This is a genomic window from Streptomyces sp. NPDC104581 (assembly GCF_055583685.1).
Genome location: NZ_JBVJNN010000008.1, coordinates 125,997 through 142,669, shown reverse-complemented (window position 1 = coordinate 142,669; position 16,673 = coordinate 125,997). Strand labels below are relative to the sequence as shown.

The following is a 16,673-nucleotide window of genomic DNA, read 5'->3' as shown; positions in this document are numbered from 1 at the left end:
GGCCGCCCGGCAGGTGGTTCGTCGTCAGTCGCCGGGCGGGCTCGGCAGGTCCGCCCGTTCGCAGCATCCCCGCAGCCTCTCCACCGCCTCACGCGCCGCCGCGCCGATCGCCGTGTCGAGGTCCGGGCGGCGGGTGGAGAGGGAGGCGGCGCGGGTGAAGACGGCGACCGCGTGGCGCGCGCCGTCGGGGTGGGTGACGACGCCGATCTCGTTGCGTACGCCCGGCAGCGTGCCGCTCTTCGCCGCCACCGTCGTGAAGCGGTCGAACGCGGCGCCCAGCCGGGCGCCGTTCACCTGCTGCGCCATGAGGTCGCGGACGCCCGCGCAGGCTGCCGCCGCCCCCGCCCGGTCGTTCCACACCAGGCTCAGCAGCCGGGTCATCTCACGCGGAGTCGCGCTCGTCGTACGCGCCGGGTCCAGGGCGCGCAGCCGGTGGACCTCCTCGGCGGGCAGCGCGGCGAACGCCGACGCGAACGTGTCCGCGTCGGCCGCCCCCAGGTCCTCCAGCATCGTCTCCAGCACCTCGCGCGGGGCGCCCGTCACCTGCGCCCGCTCCAGGCCGAGTTGACGGGCCAGGGCCTGTACCGTGTCGAGGCCGACGCGGCGGAAGAGAAGATCGGCGGCGGTGTTGTCGCTCACGGACATCGTCATGAGCGCGAGATCGCGCAGGCTCAGCTCCACGTCGTCGTGGAAGCCGGCCGTTCCCGTACCGCCGAGCCGGTTCGCCGCGCGTACGACGGCCCGTTCGGCCGGATCGAGCTGCCCGGCGGCGGCCTGCCGGAAGAACTCCAGCACCAGCAGCACCTTGACGACGGAGGCCAGCACCACGGGCTCGTCCTCCGCGTGGCCGGCCGCGCGCCCGCAGTCGACGCAGCGGGCGTGCAACCACAGCCGGGCGCCGAGGAGTTCGAACCTGGGGGGGAGCGCGTCGATGTGTGTGATGTCCGTTCCGTTCACGACCGCTCGTCCCATGACCGCTCGTACACCGCGTTCCAGGGCCGGGGAGCGGGCCCGGCACCCGGTCCGGACGAAGCCAGGGCGCCGCCCTCGTGCCCGCGCAGAATCCCGGTCGCCGCCCGTACCAGCGGACCCACCGCCGGGTGCGGAGCCCGCGCCGGCCAGGCGAAGACCAGCCGCCACAGCGGCGCGCGGAGCGCCAGCGGACGCCAGACAACCCGTGGTTCCTTCCGCGCGATCGCCGGATGGCTGAAGGCGACCCCGTGCCCGGCGATGACCAGACCGAGCATCACCTCGGGGCTGCGCGCCGCCGACACCCGCACCGGATGGAAGCCCTCGTCACGGCAGGCCGCGAGCGTCGCGTCGTACAGCGCGGGCGCCGCCTCGCGCGGATGCGTGACCAGTGCCCGGCCCGCCAGCTCTGCGAGTGTGATGTCACCGCCGGAGGCCGGCTCTCCGGCGAGCGGCGGGACGCGCGGCAGCACCACCCCCAGCGGAGGTTCGATCACGGGGCCGCTGTCCAGACCGGCGGCCGGATCGAGCGGATGGTGGACGAGCCCCGCGTCCAGACCGTGCCCGGCCAGCAGCTCCAGCTGCTCGGCCGTGGTGAACTCCCGCAGCTCCAGGCGGACTTCGGGCGCCAGCGCGGCGAACTCGGTCAGTACGGCCCCCAGTACGCTGCCCGGCAGCTCCGGCGGCACCCCCACCCGCAGCGTGCCGTACTCGCCGCGCCCCGCCCTGCCCACCCGCTCCCGCATCCGCGCCACACCGGCGAGCAGCTCACGGGCCTCGTCGAGGAGGACCGCGCCGGCCGGGGTCAGCCGCACCTGCCGGCGTGAGCGGTCGAAGAGTTCCGCGCCCAGCTCCCGCTCCAGTTCGCGGATGCGCTGGCTCAGCGGCGGCTGCGCCATGCCGAGGCGTTCGGCCGCCCGGCCGAAGTGCAGTTCCTCGCCCACCACGGTGAAGTGACGCAGCTGTCGCAACAGGTCCACGCTGCGACGATATCGGGCTCGATATGAGTCGCGGGAGGTCAGGGTCTTGGACCGGGCCGCCGTGCGCGTGCTGTGATCCCGTCCTGTTCGCCACACCGGCCGCTCCCTCCGGGGGAGCCGGCCGTACGACGAAGGGCACTGACGCGCGATGAACAAGGGCAGGACCGAGAGCAAGCGATCGAACCTCATGACCCGGCGGGGGCTGCTGGGCGCCTCGGCGGCGGTCGGTGCCGGGGTGGCCGCGACGGCCGCCGGCAGCGCGAGCGCCGGCCCGTCGGCGCGCCCCTCCGCCGACCGGGCGGCGCCGCCCGGTGATCTGCGGCTGCGCTGGCTCGGCAACAACGGCTGGGAGATCCGGATCGGCGCCGGTGACACGGCCGCCACCGTCCTGATCGACCCCTGGCTCACCCGCTTCTGGACCGGCACCTACTCCGAGGCCGGCGCGGCCCCGGAGACGCCGATCGAGGTCGACACCGGGGTGATCGACAGGTACGGGCTGCGCGCCGACCAGATCCTGGTCACGCACGGGCACTACGACCACATGACCGACGTCCCGCACCTCGCGGGGACCACCGGCGCCACGGTCTTCGGCACCGAGAGCCATGTGAACACCATGCGCGCGATGGGCGCCCCGGAGAAGCAGCTGTCGGTGGTGTCGGGCGGCGAGCGCCTTCAGTACAAGGGCTACTCCGTGCAGGTCGTACGGTCGCTGCACTCCATGGGCGGCGAGCACCCCCGCGTCGCGTTCGCCGGCACCCGGCCTGGGCAGGTGCCGAAGCCCCCGGAGACGATCGCGGACCTGGTCGAGGGTGGCAGCCTGTCGTACGTGATCAGCGTCAACGGCTTCGACATCGTCAACTTCGGGTCGTCCAACTTCAGCGAGCACGACCTCGAAGGGATACGCGCGGATCTCGTGATGATCCAGCCGGGCGGGGCCAACGTGCCCGGCTACGTACCCCGGCTGCTCGAACTGCTGGGGCACCCCGCCTACGTCGTACCGACGCACTGGGACGACTTCGACGAGCCGCTGGACGAGCCCGCGGTGGACTGGGGCGGGCTCGGCGCGCTGCGCGACGCCGTGCGCGAGGCGAGCCCGAAGGCGCGGTTCGTGAAATTGGACCACCTGGAGACGCTGAGTCTCTGACGGCGCGGACGGTCATGTCCGGGGGCCGGTTGTCAGACCCCCGCGTTAGATTCCGGGCATGACTCGATTCGTACTGGTGGCAGGCGCGTGGCTCGGTTCATGGGCGTGGGACGAGGTGGTGCCCGAGCTGCGCGCCGCCGGGCACGAGGCGCACGCGCTGACGCTGTCCGGCCTCGCCGAGCGGGCACAGGAGAAGCGGGACGGGGAGCCGGAAGGACCCGTCGGGCTGGAGACCCACGTCCGGGACATCGTGGGGACGGTCGAGCGGCTGGACCTGCGCGATGTCGTGCTGGTCGGCCACAGCTACTCGGGCATTCCGGCCGGCCTGGCCGCCGAGCGCATCGGCGACCGGCTGTCCCGTGTGGTGTTCGTCGACTCGAACGTGCCGGTGGACGGCGAGTCGTTCGTCTCCGGCTGGCCGGACGGCCGGGCGGCGGTGGAGGCGGCGATCGCCGCGAGCGGCGGCTTCTGGCCGCCGCCGACCGCGGCCGAGTGCGCGGGCCAGGGCCTGACGGACGAGCGGATCACCCACTTCGTCGCCGGTGCCACTCCGCACCCGGGCGCCACCCTGACCGACCGGGCCGGGCTGGAACGACCACTGGCCGGGCTCCCGGCGACGTACATCAAATGCCTGCTGGACTGGCCCGAGCCGAGCCCCGAGGTCACCGAACTGCTCAGCAGCCCGCACTGGCGCCTGGTGGAGATGAACACGGGCCACTGGCCGATGTTCTCGCAGCCGCACGAGCTGTCCCGGATCCTGCTCGACCTCTGACTCCGGTGCTCCGCAAGGGACTTGAGTGTCAGTCCGCTGAAGTAGTCTTCCCGCCACCGCACACCGACTCGGAGGACCGAGAGAATTGACCGGCCTGTCTGCTTTCCCGCTGCCCTTTCACTCCTCCCGTTCCATATCGTTCGCGACACCGCGGACGCTGCGGGAACTGGAGATGATGCGGTGCAGCTCTCACATCCGGGCCAAGGCGCGGTGGTTCGACAAGATGAACGATGCCGGGATCGCCGCCAGATGGTCGCGGGAAGCGGCCGGCCAGGGCCTCACGGAAGCGCAGGTCCGTTACGTGCTCGCCGAACTCCGGCACTACGCCGGGCTGCGGGACGGACGAACCGGTGTCGAGGTCTCCGCCGTCGACGGGGTGTGGCAGTCGGACACCCTGGTCGACGACGGCCTCCGGTCCCGGCTGCGCGAGGCGGTCCGGGTGCTGGAAGAGGTCCCCGAAGCGGCGCGGGACTGGCACCCCGGCTCGGACGGGCAGGTGCTGGATCTGGTTCATCCCTCACTGTTCTGCCTGGTGAGAGAGGCATCCGGGGATCACGAGCGGGCCTGGCGGAATCCGACGGACCGGTACTCGAAGCACGAGTTCTCCGAGAAGTTCCAGTGGCTGCCCACGGACGTCGACGTGAGCGACGACGGTGCCGTCGCCTTCCGTTCGTACGTCAACAACGTCCACCCCGAGACCCACCGTGAACTGGCCGCCGTCCTGCCGGAGCTGTTCGCGCGCATGCGCCCGCTGCTGGAGAACGTGCTCACCGATCTGCGCCGCCCACGGCCCCCGCGGATCGAGGCGGACCCCTACGGGTGGTACGACTCGAAGCCGCGGCATCCGGACAAGTCCTCCTACGACGACGACGCGGTCTACCTGGAAGCCGTCCGCGCGTGGGAGGTGGCCACGGACGACTGGTGGGAGAACCGCCGTCCGGTCGTCCCGGACGCCCCGGTCTTCACCCCGCCCGAGCCACTGGGCGACTCCGACCGGGTCGACCTGCGCGGCCGGCGCCTCCAGGTCATCGTCAAGCTCGCCACCATTCATCTCACGCCGGAGAAGCCCGAGTACGCCGGCGGTTCCTGGCACGTCGAAGGGATGATGAACGAGCGGATCGTCTCGACCGGTATCTACTACTGGGACAGCGAGAACATCACCGAGAGCACGCTGAGCTTCCGCGCGGCACTCGACGACCCGGAGTACGAACAGAACGACGACAACGGTCTGCGCGACGTCTACGGCCTGGAGGACGAGGACGCGCTGAACCAGACGCTGGGATCGGCCACGACCCCGGCCGGCCGCTGCCTGGCGTTCCCGAACATCCTCCAGCACCGCGTCGGTTCGTTCCGCCTCGCGGACCCCACCCGCCCGGGGCATCGCAAGATCCTCGCGTTCTTCCTGGTCGACCCGTCGGAGACGATCGTCTCGACCTCCGACGTGCCGCCGCAGCAGCCCTGGTCCGACACCTCGACCATGACGCTCGAACAGGCCCAGGAGTACCGCGAACAGCTCATGCGGGAACGCAAGTTCTTCGTCGACGAGCACAACGAGCAGCTCTACGAACGGGAATTCTCCCTCTGCGAACACTGAGCACTGAGGCGGGGCGGTGGGCGGCACGTCCGTCCGCCGCCCCGGCCGGGCTCAGCCGTTCCCGGCCCTCCGGGCCGTCTCCTCCACCCGGTCCCGGTAGGCCGACCACCAGGCCCGGTCGCCGGGAGGCATGTTGTCGTTGCCCTTCCGCATCCCCACCGTCCCGTCGACGAGTTCGCGCACGATGTCGGCGTGCCCCGCGTGCCGGGTGGTGTCGGCGATCACATGGACCAGGATGCGGTGCAGCGTGACCTCGTTCCGGTCCTCGGGCCACCACGCGACCCGGCCGGTCGCGTCGAGCGGCAGAGCGGCGACCGTGGCCCCGGTGTGTTCCCACGCCCGCCGGTACAGCCCCACGATCTCGTCGCGCGACTCCTCGGCGGTGGCCCACATGTCCGCGTTGGCCTCGGCGTCGTCCGTGTGCCAGACGGGCACCCGCCCCGCGTCGAAGAACGGCCGTCCGAACGTCTCGCCGAAGTAGCCGATCTCCACCGAGGCGACATGCTTGATCAGCCCCAGCAGATTGGTCCCGGTGGGTGTCAGGGGGCGGCGGGCGTCGTACTCCGAGAGGCCGTCGAGCTTCCACAGCAGGGCGTCACGGGCGGACTGGAGGTACTGGAGAAGGTCCGCCTTCAGCGGTTCTGCCGTCGCGTTGGGTTCGATCATGCCGGGCAGTCTCCCACCCGGCACCGACAACCCGGCCGGGCCGGCCGGGTTGGTTCAGGTGGGAGGGCCGAACCGGCTACCGCGGTGCGGTGCGGTGCGGTGCGGTGTGGTCCGGGTCCGGCCCTGCTCATGTGGTTCCGCCGGGCGGGTCAGACCAGGTGGTCGAACTCGCCGGCCTTCACCCCGAGGAGGAAGGCGCGCAGCTTGTCCCGGTCGGTGGTGACGACCGTGTCCGGCGCGTCGCTCTCCCGGAGGAGGATCCGGCCGTCCACGTGGGCCAGTTCGACGCACTTGATCTCGGCGTCGGAGCCCGAGAACGAGGACTTCTGCCAGGTGATGGGGCTGGTCATGACGGTGGCTCGCTTTCTGTGAGTGTTGTGGTGCGCCGGTTGCGTTCAGCGCGGTACGAGGGGGAGCCGGCGCGCCGCGGGGGTGTGGAACGCGTAGTACGGGTGCACCGTCCACTCCAGCCAGGCGCTGGGGTGGCTGAGTGAGAACCCGCACGGTTCGCCCCGGTGCAGGGCGGCGACGGCTCCCACACAGCCGCCGCCCTCGGCCCAACCGAGGGCGCGTTGGCGCTCTTCGGGTGAGAGCGTGGCGACGAGGGCGCGGACGGAATGCCGGATCTGGCGGATTGCCTCGGCGGGGGTGCGGGCGGAGTGGCGCTCGATCTTGTCGATCTCCGAGCCCGCAGCGGTGAGCGAACGGTACGCGACGTGCTCCCACCAGTAGCGGATTTCGGTCTCCGGGCATGGCGAGGCTGCGGGCTGGTGCATGGGTGGGCCTTCCGGCGGATGGCGCGATCACCCCTGCCCAGCCGCCGGCATGAGGAGCGGGCGGGCAGGGGCGACCCTTGCGGCGTCACCCCTGAGCACGGCCTTGCCGAGGTGGCCGTGTCCAGGCGACGCGCAGTGACCGTAGCGTCACGCGCGGCCTGGTGGCAAGTGTGCACCGGAGCATGTTTTTCAGTCTGATGCCGAAAGCCCCTCCGTCGCATGGACGGAGGGGCTTCAACCGCAGGTCGAGCCGGGTCAGTTGGCGAAGTGGTCGAACTCGCCGGCCTTGACGCCGGCGATGAACGCCGCGAACTTGTCCCGGCTGGTGGTGGTAACTACGTTCGGGTCGTCACTCTCGCGAAGGAGGATGGCGCCGTTGTGCTCGGCGATCTCGACGCATTGCTCACCTCCGCCGCCCGAGAATGACGACTTCTGCCACGTGATCTCTGGGCTCATGCCTATGCGTCTCACAATTCTCGAGCGATGTGATGGATGAAACTGCGCGACTCGTCGGGCTCAAGGGAAGCCCGCTCGGCAGAGTCGAGCAGCATCCGATATCTGTTGAGATCGGCGGCGGCGTCCGTGAAGCGGCCACCGAAGGGGGCGTCGATGTGAACGGTATCGAGTTGGGCGACCGGCCCGCCTGCGTACAGCACGGTCTGGCTCATCTCGATGAAGTCTTCGCTGGTGAACGGAATCACCCGCAGTGTCACTCCCGGGCGTTCGGACGCCTCAAGGAGATGTTCGAGCTGTTCGCGCGCGATCGCCCGGCCGCCGACCCGCATGCGAAGCGCGGCTTCATGAATGAGGGTCTCGAAGGCCGGGGGCTTGTCGCGATCGAAGATCGTCTGGCGTCTCATGCGGTGCTCGACCCGGGCCTGCAACTCGTCATCGGGTAGTTTCGGCAGAACGCCGGCGAACAGCGTCCGCGCGTAAGGCTCCGTCTGCAAGACGCCCGGGACGGTGGTCGGTTGCAGGCATGCCAAGTGAATCGCATGGTGCTCGAGTTCGGCGATGTCCAGAAAGCCGGGCGTCAGGATGCCCCGGTACTCGTCCCACCAGTACTGGCCGCGATGCTCTCGGGCGATGTCGCACAGGGCCTCGATCAGAGGTGTGTCGTCGCAAGCGTAAAACGCGGCCAGCTTGCGAATGCGTTCTTCGCTGACCCCGATCCGACCCGCCTCCATGTGGCTGATCTTGGCCTGATCGGTCGAAATGAGACCGGCGGCCTCGCGGGCGGTCCTTCCCGCACGGTCGCGAAGCTTCCGCAACTCCCCACCAAGGCGGGCCTGTCGTGCGGTCGGGTTGTCCCTCGGTGGCATGTCACCTTCTCCTGTCCGTTGCGCATTCTCGCGCGGATCGCTGTCACCGGTCCACTTGCTCCAGCACCAGTGGCCAACTTGCCTAGTGGCATATATGCCCCCTATGGTATCCGGAGCATCGCGTCGCACGTCAGTAAGACCGAAGTGCAGCCGTTTCGGCGGCCATTGCCACGCATGGCGAGCTGCGCGCACCCGGCCCGGCACAGGGAGACCCCGACATGCCACCCGTGACCCCCACCCCCACCCCCCACCACGGCGGCGAAAGCTACCGGCTGACCGTGCCCAGCGCCGACCACGCGCCGCGCCTCGCGCGGGAGTTCGTCGCCTCGCTGCTCGATGTCAGCGGGTACGCCCCCCTCGTGGACGACGCCCGGCTCTGCGTCAGCGAGTTGGTCACCAACGCCCATCGGCACACCCGGACCCGGCAGATCCGGGTCGAGGCCGTTGTCAACCGGAGGCAGGCGACCGTGTACGTCCGTGACGACAACCCCTGGGTCCTGCCCGTGCCGGGCGGGGAGTCGCAGGCCGGGGTCGTACAGGAGGGCGGGCAGGGGCTCCGGCTCGTCGAGAGCCTTGCCCGCGCCTGGGGGCTCACCATCTACGGCGGTTGCTCGCCCACGTACAAGGCCGTCTGGTTCACCCTCGCCCGCCGGTGCGCCGCGTGACGCGCCTCGCGTGGGACTTCGTCCTCGCCGCCGGCGGCCTCGGCGCCCTCGCCGCCGGGCTGGTGTGTGCCGGGCGAGGATCCGGCACCGCGAGGCGGACCGCGTGTGACCGGACTCGGAGGAGTGGGCGTACGCCGTACGTCGCTTCGGCCGGACGCGGACGGCGGCTCCGGCGCGCATCTCGTCGGCGTCGCCGAAGATACGACGCGGCCGGGCCCGGTGCCGGACGTCGCACCGGGCCCGGAACCGTTCCGGTTACGCGGGGTCGATACGCGACACGCTGCCGCCGATGGCGAGTACGTACAGCTCGCCGTCGCCGTCCTGCACGAAGGAGATGACCTCGCCGTTGGTGACGCCGAGGTCGCTCTGGCCGGTCACCTTGCCGTTCTTCAGCTTCAGGGTGCGGACCGTGCCGTCGCAGTAGTCGCTGTAGAGGTACTGGCCTCTGAGGGCCGGGATCGCGTCGCCGCGGTAGACGTAGCCGCCGGTGACCGCGCAGCCGAGTCCGGTGCGGTCGTACTCGAAGACCGGCCGCGTGTGGTTCGCCGGCTCGGTGCCGCCCCGGAAGGGGTGGGTGCCCTCCATGGAGGCCCAGCCGTAGTTCTCGCCGCCCCTGCTCCTGGCCGGGGCCCAGTCGATCTCCTCCCAGTCGCTCTGGCCGACGTCGGCGATCAGCAGGTCGCCCGTGCCGGCGTCGAAGGAGAAGCGCCAGGGGTTGCGGAGCCCGTACGCCCAGATCTCGTCCTTCGCGTTCGGGTCGTTCACGAACGGGTTGTTCCGCGGGATCGTGTAGGGCTTGCCGCTGTGCCTGCCGCCCGCCGGGTCGATCCGCAGGATCTTGCCGAGCAGGGTGTCGAGCTTCTGCCCGTTGCCGTGCGGGTCGCCGCCCGCGCCGCCGTCGCCGAGCGCGATGTAGAGGTAGCCGTCGGGGCCGAACTTGATGTCGCCGCCGTTGTGGTTCTCGTACGGCTGCGTCTGGGTGAAGACGGTGCGCCGGGTCTGCGGCTGGAGCTTGCCGTTGCGCAGGGCGATCTCGTCGATGGTGCTGGTGCCTTCGAGGTCCGTGTAGGAGATGTAGAAGTGCGCGAGACGCTTGTCGAACGCGACGCCGAGCAGGCCGCGTTCGCCGTCGGTGGTGGTCTCGGCGGAGATGTCGAGGACGGGCCTGCTGAGCCCGTTCTCCGTCAGGACCCGTACGGTGCCCGCGCGTTCGGCGATCCAGACCGTGCCGCGGGGGCCGGCGGCGCCCGCGATGGGGTTCTGGGCCTTGGCCACTTCCGTGAGCTTCACGTCGGCCGCCGGCCGCGGCCCGCGCGGCTCGTCGGCGGAGGCCGTGGTCAGTGCGAGGGAGGCGAGGAGGGAGATGGTGCCGATGATCGCCGAGCTTCTGGTGCGAAATTTCACCGTGACTCCTTGGGGGTGTCCTGTCGATCGGGGAAACCGTGTCGGTCGGGCCGGATCGGCGAGCGGGGCTGGTGAGTTCGATCGCGAGGTGGCGGAGGGAGTGGGACCGGTCGTACCGGCCGATGACGCGGGGGTACCTCCCGTGCCACCGGGAGCTACGGGGGAGGGTGTGCGCGCCCCGCCACATGAGCGGGCAGGGGCGGTCGAACGGGGGCCCGGTTGATCGAGTGCTGCCGGGCACGCATGAGAATACAGAGACACGGGTGGTTGGCCTAGACCAATGCTCCGTCCTGTTCGCCTCTGTCCGAATTACCGGCGCCGGGCCCCGCCTGCCGCGGGGGGCGGACCGCCCCCGCACCCCACCCCTCGCTCCGACTACCCTGGGACGTCGATCCAGCCGTCCGTACAGGAGTGAAATGGCCGTCAATCTGGTCAATGTCGAGGCAGTCACCAAGGTGTACGGCACCCGGGCGCTGCTCGACGGGGTCTCCCTCGGGGTGTCCGAAGGGGACCGGATCGGTGTCGTCGGGCGGAACGGGGACGGGAAGACCACCCTCATCCGGATGCTCGCCAAGCTGGAGGAGGCCGACACCGGGCGGGTCACGCACAGCGGCGGGCTCAGGCTCGGCGTGCTCACGCAGCACGACTCGCTCGACCCCGCCGCCACCGTGCGGCACGAGGTGATCGGGGACCTCGCCGATCACGAGTGGGCCGGGAACGCCAAGATCCGGGACGTCCTCACCGGGCTGTTCGGCGGGCTCGACATGGCCGGGTTCCCGCAGGGGCTCGACACGGTCATCGGGCCGCTGTCCGGTGGCGAGCGGCGCCGTATCGCGCTCGCCAAGCTGCTCATCGCCGAGCAGGACGTGATCGTCCTCGACGAGCCCACCAACCACCTCGACGTCGAGGGCATCTCCTGGCTCGCCCGGCATCTGCGCGAGCGCCGTTCCGCGCTCGTCGTCGTGACCCACGACCGGTGGTTCCTGGACCAGGTCTGTACGCGGATGTGGGACGTCCAGCGCGGTGCGGTGCACGAGTACGAGGGCGGCTACTCCGACTACGTCTTCGCCCGCGCCGAGCGCGAGCGCATCGCCGCCACCGAGGAGTCCAAGCGGCAGAACCTGGTGCGCAAGGAGCTGGCGTGGCTGCGGCGCGGCCCGCCGGCCCGTACCTCGAAGCCGCGCTACCGCATCGAGGCTGCCAACGAGCTGATCGCGGACGTGCCGCCGCCCCGCGACAACTCGGCGCTGATGAAGTTCGCCAACGCCCGGCTCGGCAAGACCGTCTTCGACTTGGAGGACGTGACCGTCCAGGCCGGGCCCAAGGTGCTGCTCAGGCATCTGACGTGGCAGCTCGGCCCCGGCGACCGGGTCGGCCTCGTCGGCGTCAACGGCGCGGGCAAGACCTCGCTGCTGCGCGCGCTCGCGGACGCGGCCCGTACCCAGGGGGACGTCCAGCCCGAGGCCGGGAAGGTGATCGTCGGGCGGACCGTCAAGCTGGCGTACCTCTCGCAGGAGGTCGGTGAACTGCGGCCCACCCTGCGGGTGCTGGAAGCCGTTCAGCAGGTGCGCGACCGGGTCGATCTCGGCAAGGGGCGGGAGATGACCGCCGGGCAGCTCTGCGAGCAGTTCGGCTTCGGCAAGGACAAGCAGTGGACGCCCGTCGGCGATCTCTCCGGCGGCGAGCGGCGCCGGCTCCAGATCCTGCGGCTGCTGATGGACGAGCCCAACGTGCTGTTCCTCGACGAGCCGACGAACGACCTCGACATCGAGACGCTCACCCAGCTCGAAGACCTCCTCGACGGCTGGCCGGGCTCGATGGTCGTCATCAGCCACGACCGGTTCTTCATCGAGCGCACGACGGACAAGGTGTACGCGCTCCTCGGCGACGCCGCCCTGCGCCATCTCCCGCGCGGTATCGACGAGTACCTGGAACGGCGCCGCAAAGCAGTGGAGTCGGCGCCCGCCGCGGCGCGCTCCGGTGCCGGGTCCGGGGCGCCGGCCACGACGGCCGCTCCCGCCGCGTCCGCGAAGGACAACCGCGCCGCGAAGAAGGAACTCCAGCGGATCGAGCGGCAGCTCGACAAGATGTCCACGCGCGAGAGCGCCCTTCACGGACAGATCGCCGAAAGCGCAACAGACTTCGACAAGGTGGCCGAACTCGACAGCGAGTTGCGTGAACTCACCGCGCAGCGCGATGAGTTGGAGATGCGCTGGCTGGAGCTCGCCGAGGACGCGTAGAGGTCCCGCACAGGCCTCGTAACAACCGCATCACGGGCCGGTTCTCCCTTGGGAACAGGGGAGGACCGGCCCGTCCCGTACAAGGGTGCGAGTGATACAAAGAAGGCCCGCTCGACTGACGTGACACTGCGGATTCCCAAGCCCGGATCGCTCCGTTCCGCCGGCACGGCCGACTTTCGACAGCCGGCCCTCCCGCCGCCGGAACAGCGGGGGAGACCGACCGGACGAAGGACCGTACGACAAGGGGGAAGCGCTGATGACCCAGCCGCCCAGCCAGCCACCGCCGCCGGGCCAGCAGCCGGGCCAGCAGCCGGGATACGGATATCCGCAGGGGCCGCCGCAGGCGCAGCCCGGCTACGGCTATCCGCAGACGCCGCCCGTCCCCGGCCAGCCGCCGGCCCAGCCCGGACCGTACAACCAGCCCGGCCCGTACGGCTCGCAGTCGGGCCAGCCCGGTCCGTACGGCCAGCCCGGCCCCTACAACCAGCCGGGACCGTACGGCCAGCAGGCCAACCCGTACGGCGGTGGCGGCGGTTACCCGCCCCAGCAGTACCCCGGCGCGCCCACCCCGCCCCCCGGCGGGAACGGCGGCGGCAACTTCTTCAAGAAGAAGCCCGGCGTCGTGATCGCCGCGGCGGTCGCGGGTCTGCTCGTCATCGGCGGCGGCACCTGGTTCCTCGTCAGCGGTGACGACGACGGCGGCAAGAGCAAGGTCAGCAAGAAGGACGACGACACCAAGCCCGATGGCAAGGGCTCCGACGACGAGCCCGACACCGGTGACGGCACCGGCGGCGGACGCGAGGCGCAGGACGACCTCAACGCCGGCCGCAAGGACGGCGAGTCGAAGATCCTGTGGCTCCAGAAGAACGACGTCGACCTGCCGAAGAACGGCGCCGACGTGTACGGCCCGTGGTTCGCCGGCGACATCGTCGTCAAGGCCATGTACAAGAAGGTCGTCGGGTACGGCGCCGCGGACGGCAAGCAGAAGTGGAGCCTCACCCTGCCCGCCGAGATGTGCGCGGCGCCCACGGTGGCCACGGCCGACGGCAAGATCGTCCTCGGGATCAAGGACGGTGTCTCGGAGAAGTCCGACTGCGCCGTACTCCAGCAGGTCGACCTCAAGACCGGCAAGGGCGGCTGGAAGCAGACGCTCAAGCAGCAGGGCAACTTCGACTTCCTCTCCGACATCACCCTCGCCATCAACGGCGACACCGTCACCGCCGCACGCACCGGGCACGCCAACGCCTTCCGGATGAGCGACGGCAAGGTGCTCTTCGACGAGGTGGCCGGCGAGTGCCAGCCCGACGCGATCTCCAGCGGCCCCAGGATGATCGCCGCCGAGTCGTGCCCCGGCGGCGCCGTGGGCAAGCAGCAGAACCAGGTCCAGGAGCTCGACCCGGTCACCGGCAAGGCCAAGTGGACCTACAAGCTCAAGACCAACTGGGAACTCGACAAGGTCTATTCGAGTGATCCGATCGTCCTGTCGCTGACGGAGCCCGACAAGAAGTCCTGGGCCATCGTCGCGCTCAACGACAACGGCACCGTGCGCTCCCAGATCGACGGCGGCAAGGACAAGTTCCAGCCCAAGTGCGGCGGCGGCTTCATCGTCTTCGGCGCCAACCTGGACGGCTGCACCGGTGTCGCCGCCGACGCGAGCACGTTCTACATGGCGACGCAGCCCAGCGAGACCGGCTCGTCCGGCACCAACGAGGTCATCGCCTTCAGCCTCGACACCGGCAAGGCCAAGTGGCGCGCCAAGGCCCCGGCCGAGCGCGTCATGACGCCGCTGCGGATGGAGGGCGCGAACGTGCTCCTCTACTTCGAGCCGTCGTACGACAAGGGCGGCGCCGTCGCGACCCTGGCGCCCACCGGCGGCGCCCCGAAGGTGCTGCTCAAGAACCCGCAGTCCACCGCCCAGATCGAGAGCTCGTTCTACGACAGCCAACTGGACTACGTGGGCGGGCGGTTCTACGTGACCAGCGGCCGGGTCAGCGCCAGTGACGACAAGGCCGAGATGGAGACGAAGACCATGATGGCCTTCGGCAAGTGACACACTCCGTGTCTCTCCGACTCCGCTCCGTACGCATACTCACCCCTTTCGAGGTAAGCACGCCATGACCCAGCCACCCCAGCCGCCCAACGAGCCCCCGCAGGGAGGGTTCGGCAAGCCGCAGGAGCCGCCGGCCGGGGGCTTCGGCGCACCGACCGAGCCGCCCCCCGGCGGATTCGGCGCGCCGACGCCGCCGCCCGAGCAGCCCGGCTACGGCTATCCGCAGACGGCCCCGGGCCAGCAGCCGGCCCAGCAGCCCGGTCAGCCGCAGTACGGCTACCCGCAGCAGGGCGGCCAGTACCCGCAGCAGCCGCCGACGCAGCCCATGGGTCAGCCGCAGTACGGCTACCCCCAGCAGGGGCAGTCCCCGTACGGCTACCCGCAGCAGCCGGGCCAGCCGTACAACCAGCCGGGTCCGGGCGGACCCGGCGCCCCCGGCGGGCCGGGTGCCCCCGGCGGCAAGAAGGTCAGCACACAGGCGCAGATCATCATCGCCGCGGTCGTCGCCGTCGTCCTGATCGTCGGCGGTGGCGTGTACTTCGCCTCCAGCGGCGACGACAAGGACGACCAGGCCAAGACGTCCGACACCAAGGGCGGTGACAAGGAGGGCGGGAACGAGAAGTCCCTCGGCGGCGGTACGGAGAAGCCCCCGGCGAACAACAAGTCGAAGGTCGCCTTCCAGCTTCCGCAGCCCAAGGTCGGCGACATCACCGACGTGTCCGGCTCGTGGCTCACCGACAAGGCGTACGTCAAGACCGGTGTGAACCAGATCGTCGGCTACGAGGCGGACACGGGCAAGCAGCTCTGGACCATCCCGCTGCCCGGCCAGGTCTGCGCGGCCTCGCGCCACGCCACCGAGGACAACAAGACCGCCGTCGTCTTCGCCGCGAGCAAGCCGACCGCCAAGGAGAAGTACGTCTCCTGCACCGAGGTCGGCGCGATCGACCTCGACAAGGGCGCGCTGCTGTGGACCGAGTCGGTCACGGGCGGCAACTCCGGTGACGACAAGGCCGCCTTCCGGGAGGTCACCCTCAGCGGCAAGACCGTCGCGGTCGGCGGCACCGACGGCGGCGCCGCCTTCGACCTCACCACCGGCGACAACCTGTGGAAGCCCGACGTCAACGCCGAGGGCTGCTACGACATGGGCTACGGCGGCGGCCCCGCCCTCGTCGCGGCCCGCAAGTGCGGCTCGTACGACGACCCGACGGTGACGATCGAGACCGTCAAGCCGACCGACGGCACGCCGATCTCCAAGTTCAAGATGCCCGCGGGCGTCGAGTACGTCTCCGTCGTCTCCACCAAGCCACTGGTCGTCGCGGCCGACGTGGGCGACACCGCCGGTGACGGCAGCGGCATCTCGGACTTCTTCTCCATCGACGAGAAGACCGGCAAGCTGCGCGCCAAGATCCCCGTGGACGCGGACAAGTACGCGGGCCGGTGCGGTTCCACCGAGGTCGAGCAGTGCACCAAGCTCGCCGTCGGAAACGACAGGATCTACGTGCCGACCGAGGAGCACGAGGGCACCGGCGACGAGTACGGCCAGACCAACGAGATCGTCTCCTTCGACCTCGCGACCGGCAAGGCCACGACCGACCGGGCCGACGCGGGCGAGCGCTACGCGATGTACCCGCTGCGCATGGACGGGTCGAACATCATCGCGTACAAGTGGCCCCCGTACGACAAGGGCGGACAGATCGTCTCCATCGACGGCGGCACCTTCAAGGAGACGGTTCTCATGGAGAACCCGTCCGAGGAGTCCGTCCGTGAGGCGGAGACCAGCTTCTCGCTCGACGGCGCGGAGATCCGCTTCGGCGGCGGCCGGATGTACACCTCGGAGACGCTGATCAGCAAGCCGAGCGAGTACAGCAAGGACCGCAAGGAGTACCTCGTGGTGGCGTTCACCACGAACTGACGGGGCGAGCCGCCGAGTTCACCGGGTGCGCCCCGTGGACCAGATGTCCCCGATCGCCGGACGGGCCGCGACCGCGGCCCGTCCGGCGGGCGCGTTCGTGCCTGAACGTGGCGGACTTGACAAGTGGGAGGCTTTTTACCCGTGTGGGGGCGCGGGGTCCCGGCCGAACGTGTGGGTTG

At 70.4% G+C, this 16,673-nt stretch carries 15 protein-coding genes; 7 read left to right on the top strand and 8 right to left on the bottom strand.

Annotated features, from left to right (window positions below; translation table 11 throughout):
• Positions 1 to 24: 24 nt before the first annotated feature.
• Both ACZ61E_RS09885 and ACZ61E_RS09880 read right to left on the bottom strand, forming a co-directional pair.
• Positions 25 to 957: a serine hydrolase gene (locus tag ACZ61E_RS09885; protein ID WP_469699046.1), complete on the bottom strand. Its 933-nt coding sequence runs from the start codon at positions 955 to 957 to the stop codon at positions 25 to 27.
• A complete protein-coding gene (locus ACZ61E_RS09880) occupies positions 954 to 1,949 on the bottom strand; it encodes a LysR family transcriptional regulator (protein WP_469699045.1) in 996 nt (331 codons plus the stop codon). The genes ACZ61E_RS09885 and ACZ61E_RS09880 overlap by 4 nt, the downstream gene beginning before the upstream one ends.
• A gap of 148 nt (positions 1,950 to 2,097) precedes the next feature.
• On the opposite strand from ACZ61E_RS09880, the gene ACZ61E_RS09875 reads away from it, so the two are divergent.
• The 3 genes from ACZ61E_RS09875 to ACZ61E_RS09865 all read left to right on the top strand — a co-directional run bounded on the left by ACZ61E_RS09875 (position 2,098) and on the right by ACZ61E_RS09865 (position 5,459).
• On the top strand, positions 2,098 to 3,093 hold the full coding sequence (locus tag ACZ61E_RS09875) for an MBL fold metallo-hydrolase (RefSeq protein ID WP_469699044.1): 996 nt from the start codon (positions 2,098 to 2,100) through the stop codon (positions 3,091 to 3,093).
• A 58-nt stretch (positions 3,094 to 3,151) separates the two neighbouring features.
• Positions 3,152 to 3,865, top strand: coding sequence for an alpha/beta fold hydrolase (locus ACZ61E_RS09870; RefSeq protein ID WP_469699043.1), 714 nt, complete (start codon positions 3,152 to 3,154; stop codon positions 3,863 to 3,865).
• Positions 3,866 to 3,950: 85 nt separating this feature from the next.
• Positions 3,951 to 5,459, top strand: a complete 1,509-nt coding sequence (locus ACZ61E_RS09865) for a DUF4246 domain-containing protein (protein WP_469699042.1) — start codon at positions 3,951 to 3,953, stop codon at positions 5,457 to 5,459.
• Positions 5,460 to 5,510: 51 nt separating this feature from the next.
• On the opposite strand, the gene ACZ61E_RS09860 is transcribed toward ACZ61E_RS09865, so the two are convergent.
• From ACZ61E_RS09860 to ACZ61E_RS09840, 5 genes are all read right to left on the bottom strand, one after another.
• Complete coding sequence (locus tag ACZ61E_RS09860; protein WP_469699041.1) at positions 5,511 to 6,125, bottom strand: DinB family protein; 615 nt, start codon at positions 6,123 to 6,125, stop codon at positions 5,511 to 5,513.
• Positions 6,126 to 6,274: 149 nt separating this feature from the next.
• On the bottom strand, positions 6,275 to 6,475 hold the full coding sequence (locus ACZ61E_RS09855) for a DUF397 domain-containing protein (RefSeq protein ID WP_469699040.1): 201 nt from the start codon (positions 6,473 to 6,475) through the stop codon (positions 6,275 to 6,277).
• Positions 6,476 to 6,520: 45 nt separating this feature from the next.
• Positions 6,521 to 6,901, bottom strand: coding sequence for a hypothetical protein (locus ACZ61E_RS09850; protein ID WP_469699039.1), 381 nt, complete (start codon positions 6,899 to 6,901; stop codon positions 6,521 to 6,523).
• Between the two features lie 255 nt (positions 6,902 to 7,156).
• A complete protein-coding gene (locus ACZ61E_RS09845; protein WP_469699038.1) occupies positions 7,157 to 7,357 on the bottom strand; it encodes a DUF397 domain-containing protein in 201 nt (66 codons plus the stop codon).
• Positions 7,358 to 7,368: 11 nt separating this feature from the next.
• On the bottom strand, positions 7,369 to 8,223 hold the full coding sequence (locus ACZ61E_RS09840; RefSeq protein ID WP_469699037.1) for a helix-turn-helix domain-containing protein: 855 nt from the start codon (positions 8,221 to 8,223) through the stop codon (positions 7,369 to 7,371).
• Positions 8,224 to 8,441: 218 nt separating this feature from the next.
• Between ACZ61E_RS09840 and ACZ61E_RS09835 the strand changes: the two genes are divergently transcribed.
• Entirely contained in the window at positions 8,442 to 8,888 is a 447-nt protein-coding gene (locus ACZ61E_RS09835) for an ATP-binding protein (protein WP_469699036.1), read from the top strand.
• Between the two features lie 255 nt (positions 8,889 to 9,143).
• Here the strand turns inward: ACZ61E_RS09835 and ACZ61E_RS09830 are convergent, their stop codons facing one another.
• Complete coding sequence (locus ACZ61E_RS09830) at positions 9,144 to 10,292, bottom strand: PQQ-dependent sugar dehydrogenase (RefSeq protein WP_469699035.1); 1,149 nt, start codon at positions 10,290 to 10,292, stop codon at positions 9,144 to 9,146.
• A gap of 416 nt (positions 10,293 to 10,708) precedes the next feature.
• Between ACZ61E_RS09830 and ACZ61E_RS09825 the strand changes: the two genes are divergently transcribed.
• The 3 genes from ACZ61E_RS09825 to ACZ61E_RS09815 all read left to right on the top strand — a co-directional run bounded on the left by ACZ61E_RS09825 (position 10,709) and on the right by ACZ61E_RS09815 (position 16,494).
• The gene (locus ACZ61E_RS09825) at positions 10,709 to 12,532 is read left to right on the top strand and encodes an ABC-F family ATP-binding cassette domain-containing protein (RefSeq protein WP_469699034.1); all 1,824 of its coding nucleotides are present in this window, start codon (positions 10,709 to 10,711) and stop codon (positions 12,530 to 12,532) included.
• 256 nt (positions 12,533 to 12,788) lie between these two features.
• Positions 12,789 to 14,582: an outer membrane protein assembly factor BamB family protein gene (locus tag ACZ61E_RS09820; protein WP_469699033.1), complete on the top strand. Its 1,794-nt coding sequence runs from the start codon at positions 12,789 to 12,791 to the stop codon at positions 14,580 to 14,582.
• A gap of 64 nt (positions 14,583 to 14,646) precedes the next feature.
• Complete coding sequence (locus ACZ61E_RS09815; protein WP_469699032.1) at positions 14,647 to 16,494, top strand: outer membrane protein assembly factor BamB family protein; 1,848 nt, start codon at positions 14,647 to 14,649, stop codon at positions 16,492 to 16,494.
• Positions 16,495 to 16,673 lie beyond the last annotated feature (179 nt).

Excerpts from the sequence above, each read along its gene's own strand:
- ACZ61E_RS09825 (WP_469699034.1), top strand. The coding sequence starts at position 10,709 with ATGGCCGTCAATCTGGTCAATGTCGAGGCAGTCACCAAGGTGTACGGC.
- ACZ61E_RS09860 (WP_469699041.1), bottom strand. The coding sequence starts at position 6,125 with ATGATCGAACCCAACGCGACGGCAGAACCGCTGAAGGCGGACCTTCTC.
- ACZ61E_RS09820 (WP_469699033.1), top strand. The coding sequence starts at position 12,789 with ATGACCCAGCCGCCCAGCCAGCCACCGCCGCCGGGCCAGCAGCCGGGC.
- ACZ61E_RS09875 (WP_469699044.1), top strand. The coding sequence starts at position 2,098 with ATGAACAAGGGCAGGACCGAGAGCAAGCGATCGAACCTCATGACCCGG.
- ACZ61E_RS09835 (WP_469699036.1), top strand. The coding sequence starts at position 8,442 with ATGCCACCCGTGACCCCCACCCCCACCCCCCACCACGGCGGCGAAAGC.
- ACZ61E_RS09845 (WP_469699038.1), bottom strand. The coding sequence starts at position 7,357 with ATGAGCCCAGAGATCACGTGGCAGAAGTCGTCATTCTCGGGCGGCGGA.
- ACZ61E_RS09855 (WP_469699040.1), bottom strand. The coding sequence starts at position 6,475 with ATGACCAGCCCCATCACCTGGCAGAAGTCCTCGTTCTCGGGCTCCGAC.
- ACZ61E_RS09815 (WP_469699032.1), top strand. The coding sequence starts at position 14,647 with ATGACCCAGCCACCCCAGCCGCCCAACGAGCCCCCGCAGGGAGGGTTC.
- ACZ61E_RS09870 (WP_469699043.1), top strand. The coding sequence starts at position 3,152 with ATGACTCGATTCGTACTGGTGGCAGGCGCGTGGCTCGGTTCATGGGCG.
- ACZ61E_RS09850 (WP_469699039.1), bottom strand. The coding sequence starts at position 6,901 with ATGCACCAGCCCGCAGCCTCGCCATGCCCGGAGACCGAAATCCGCTAC.
- ACZ61E_RS09840 (WP_469699037.1), bottom strand. The coding sequence starts at position 8,223 with ATGCCACCGAGGGACAACCCGACCGCACGACAGGCCCGCCTTGGTGGG.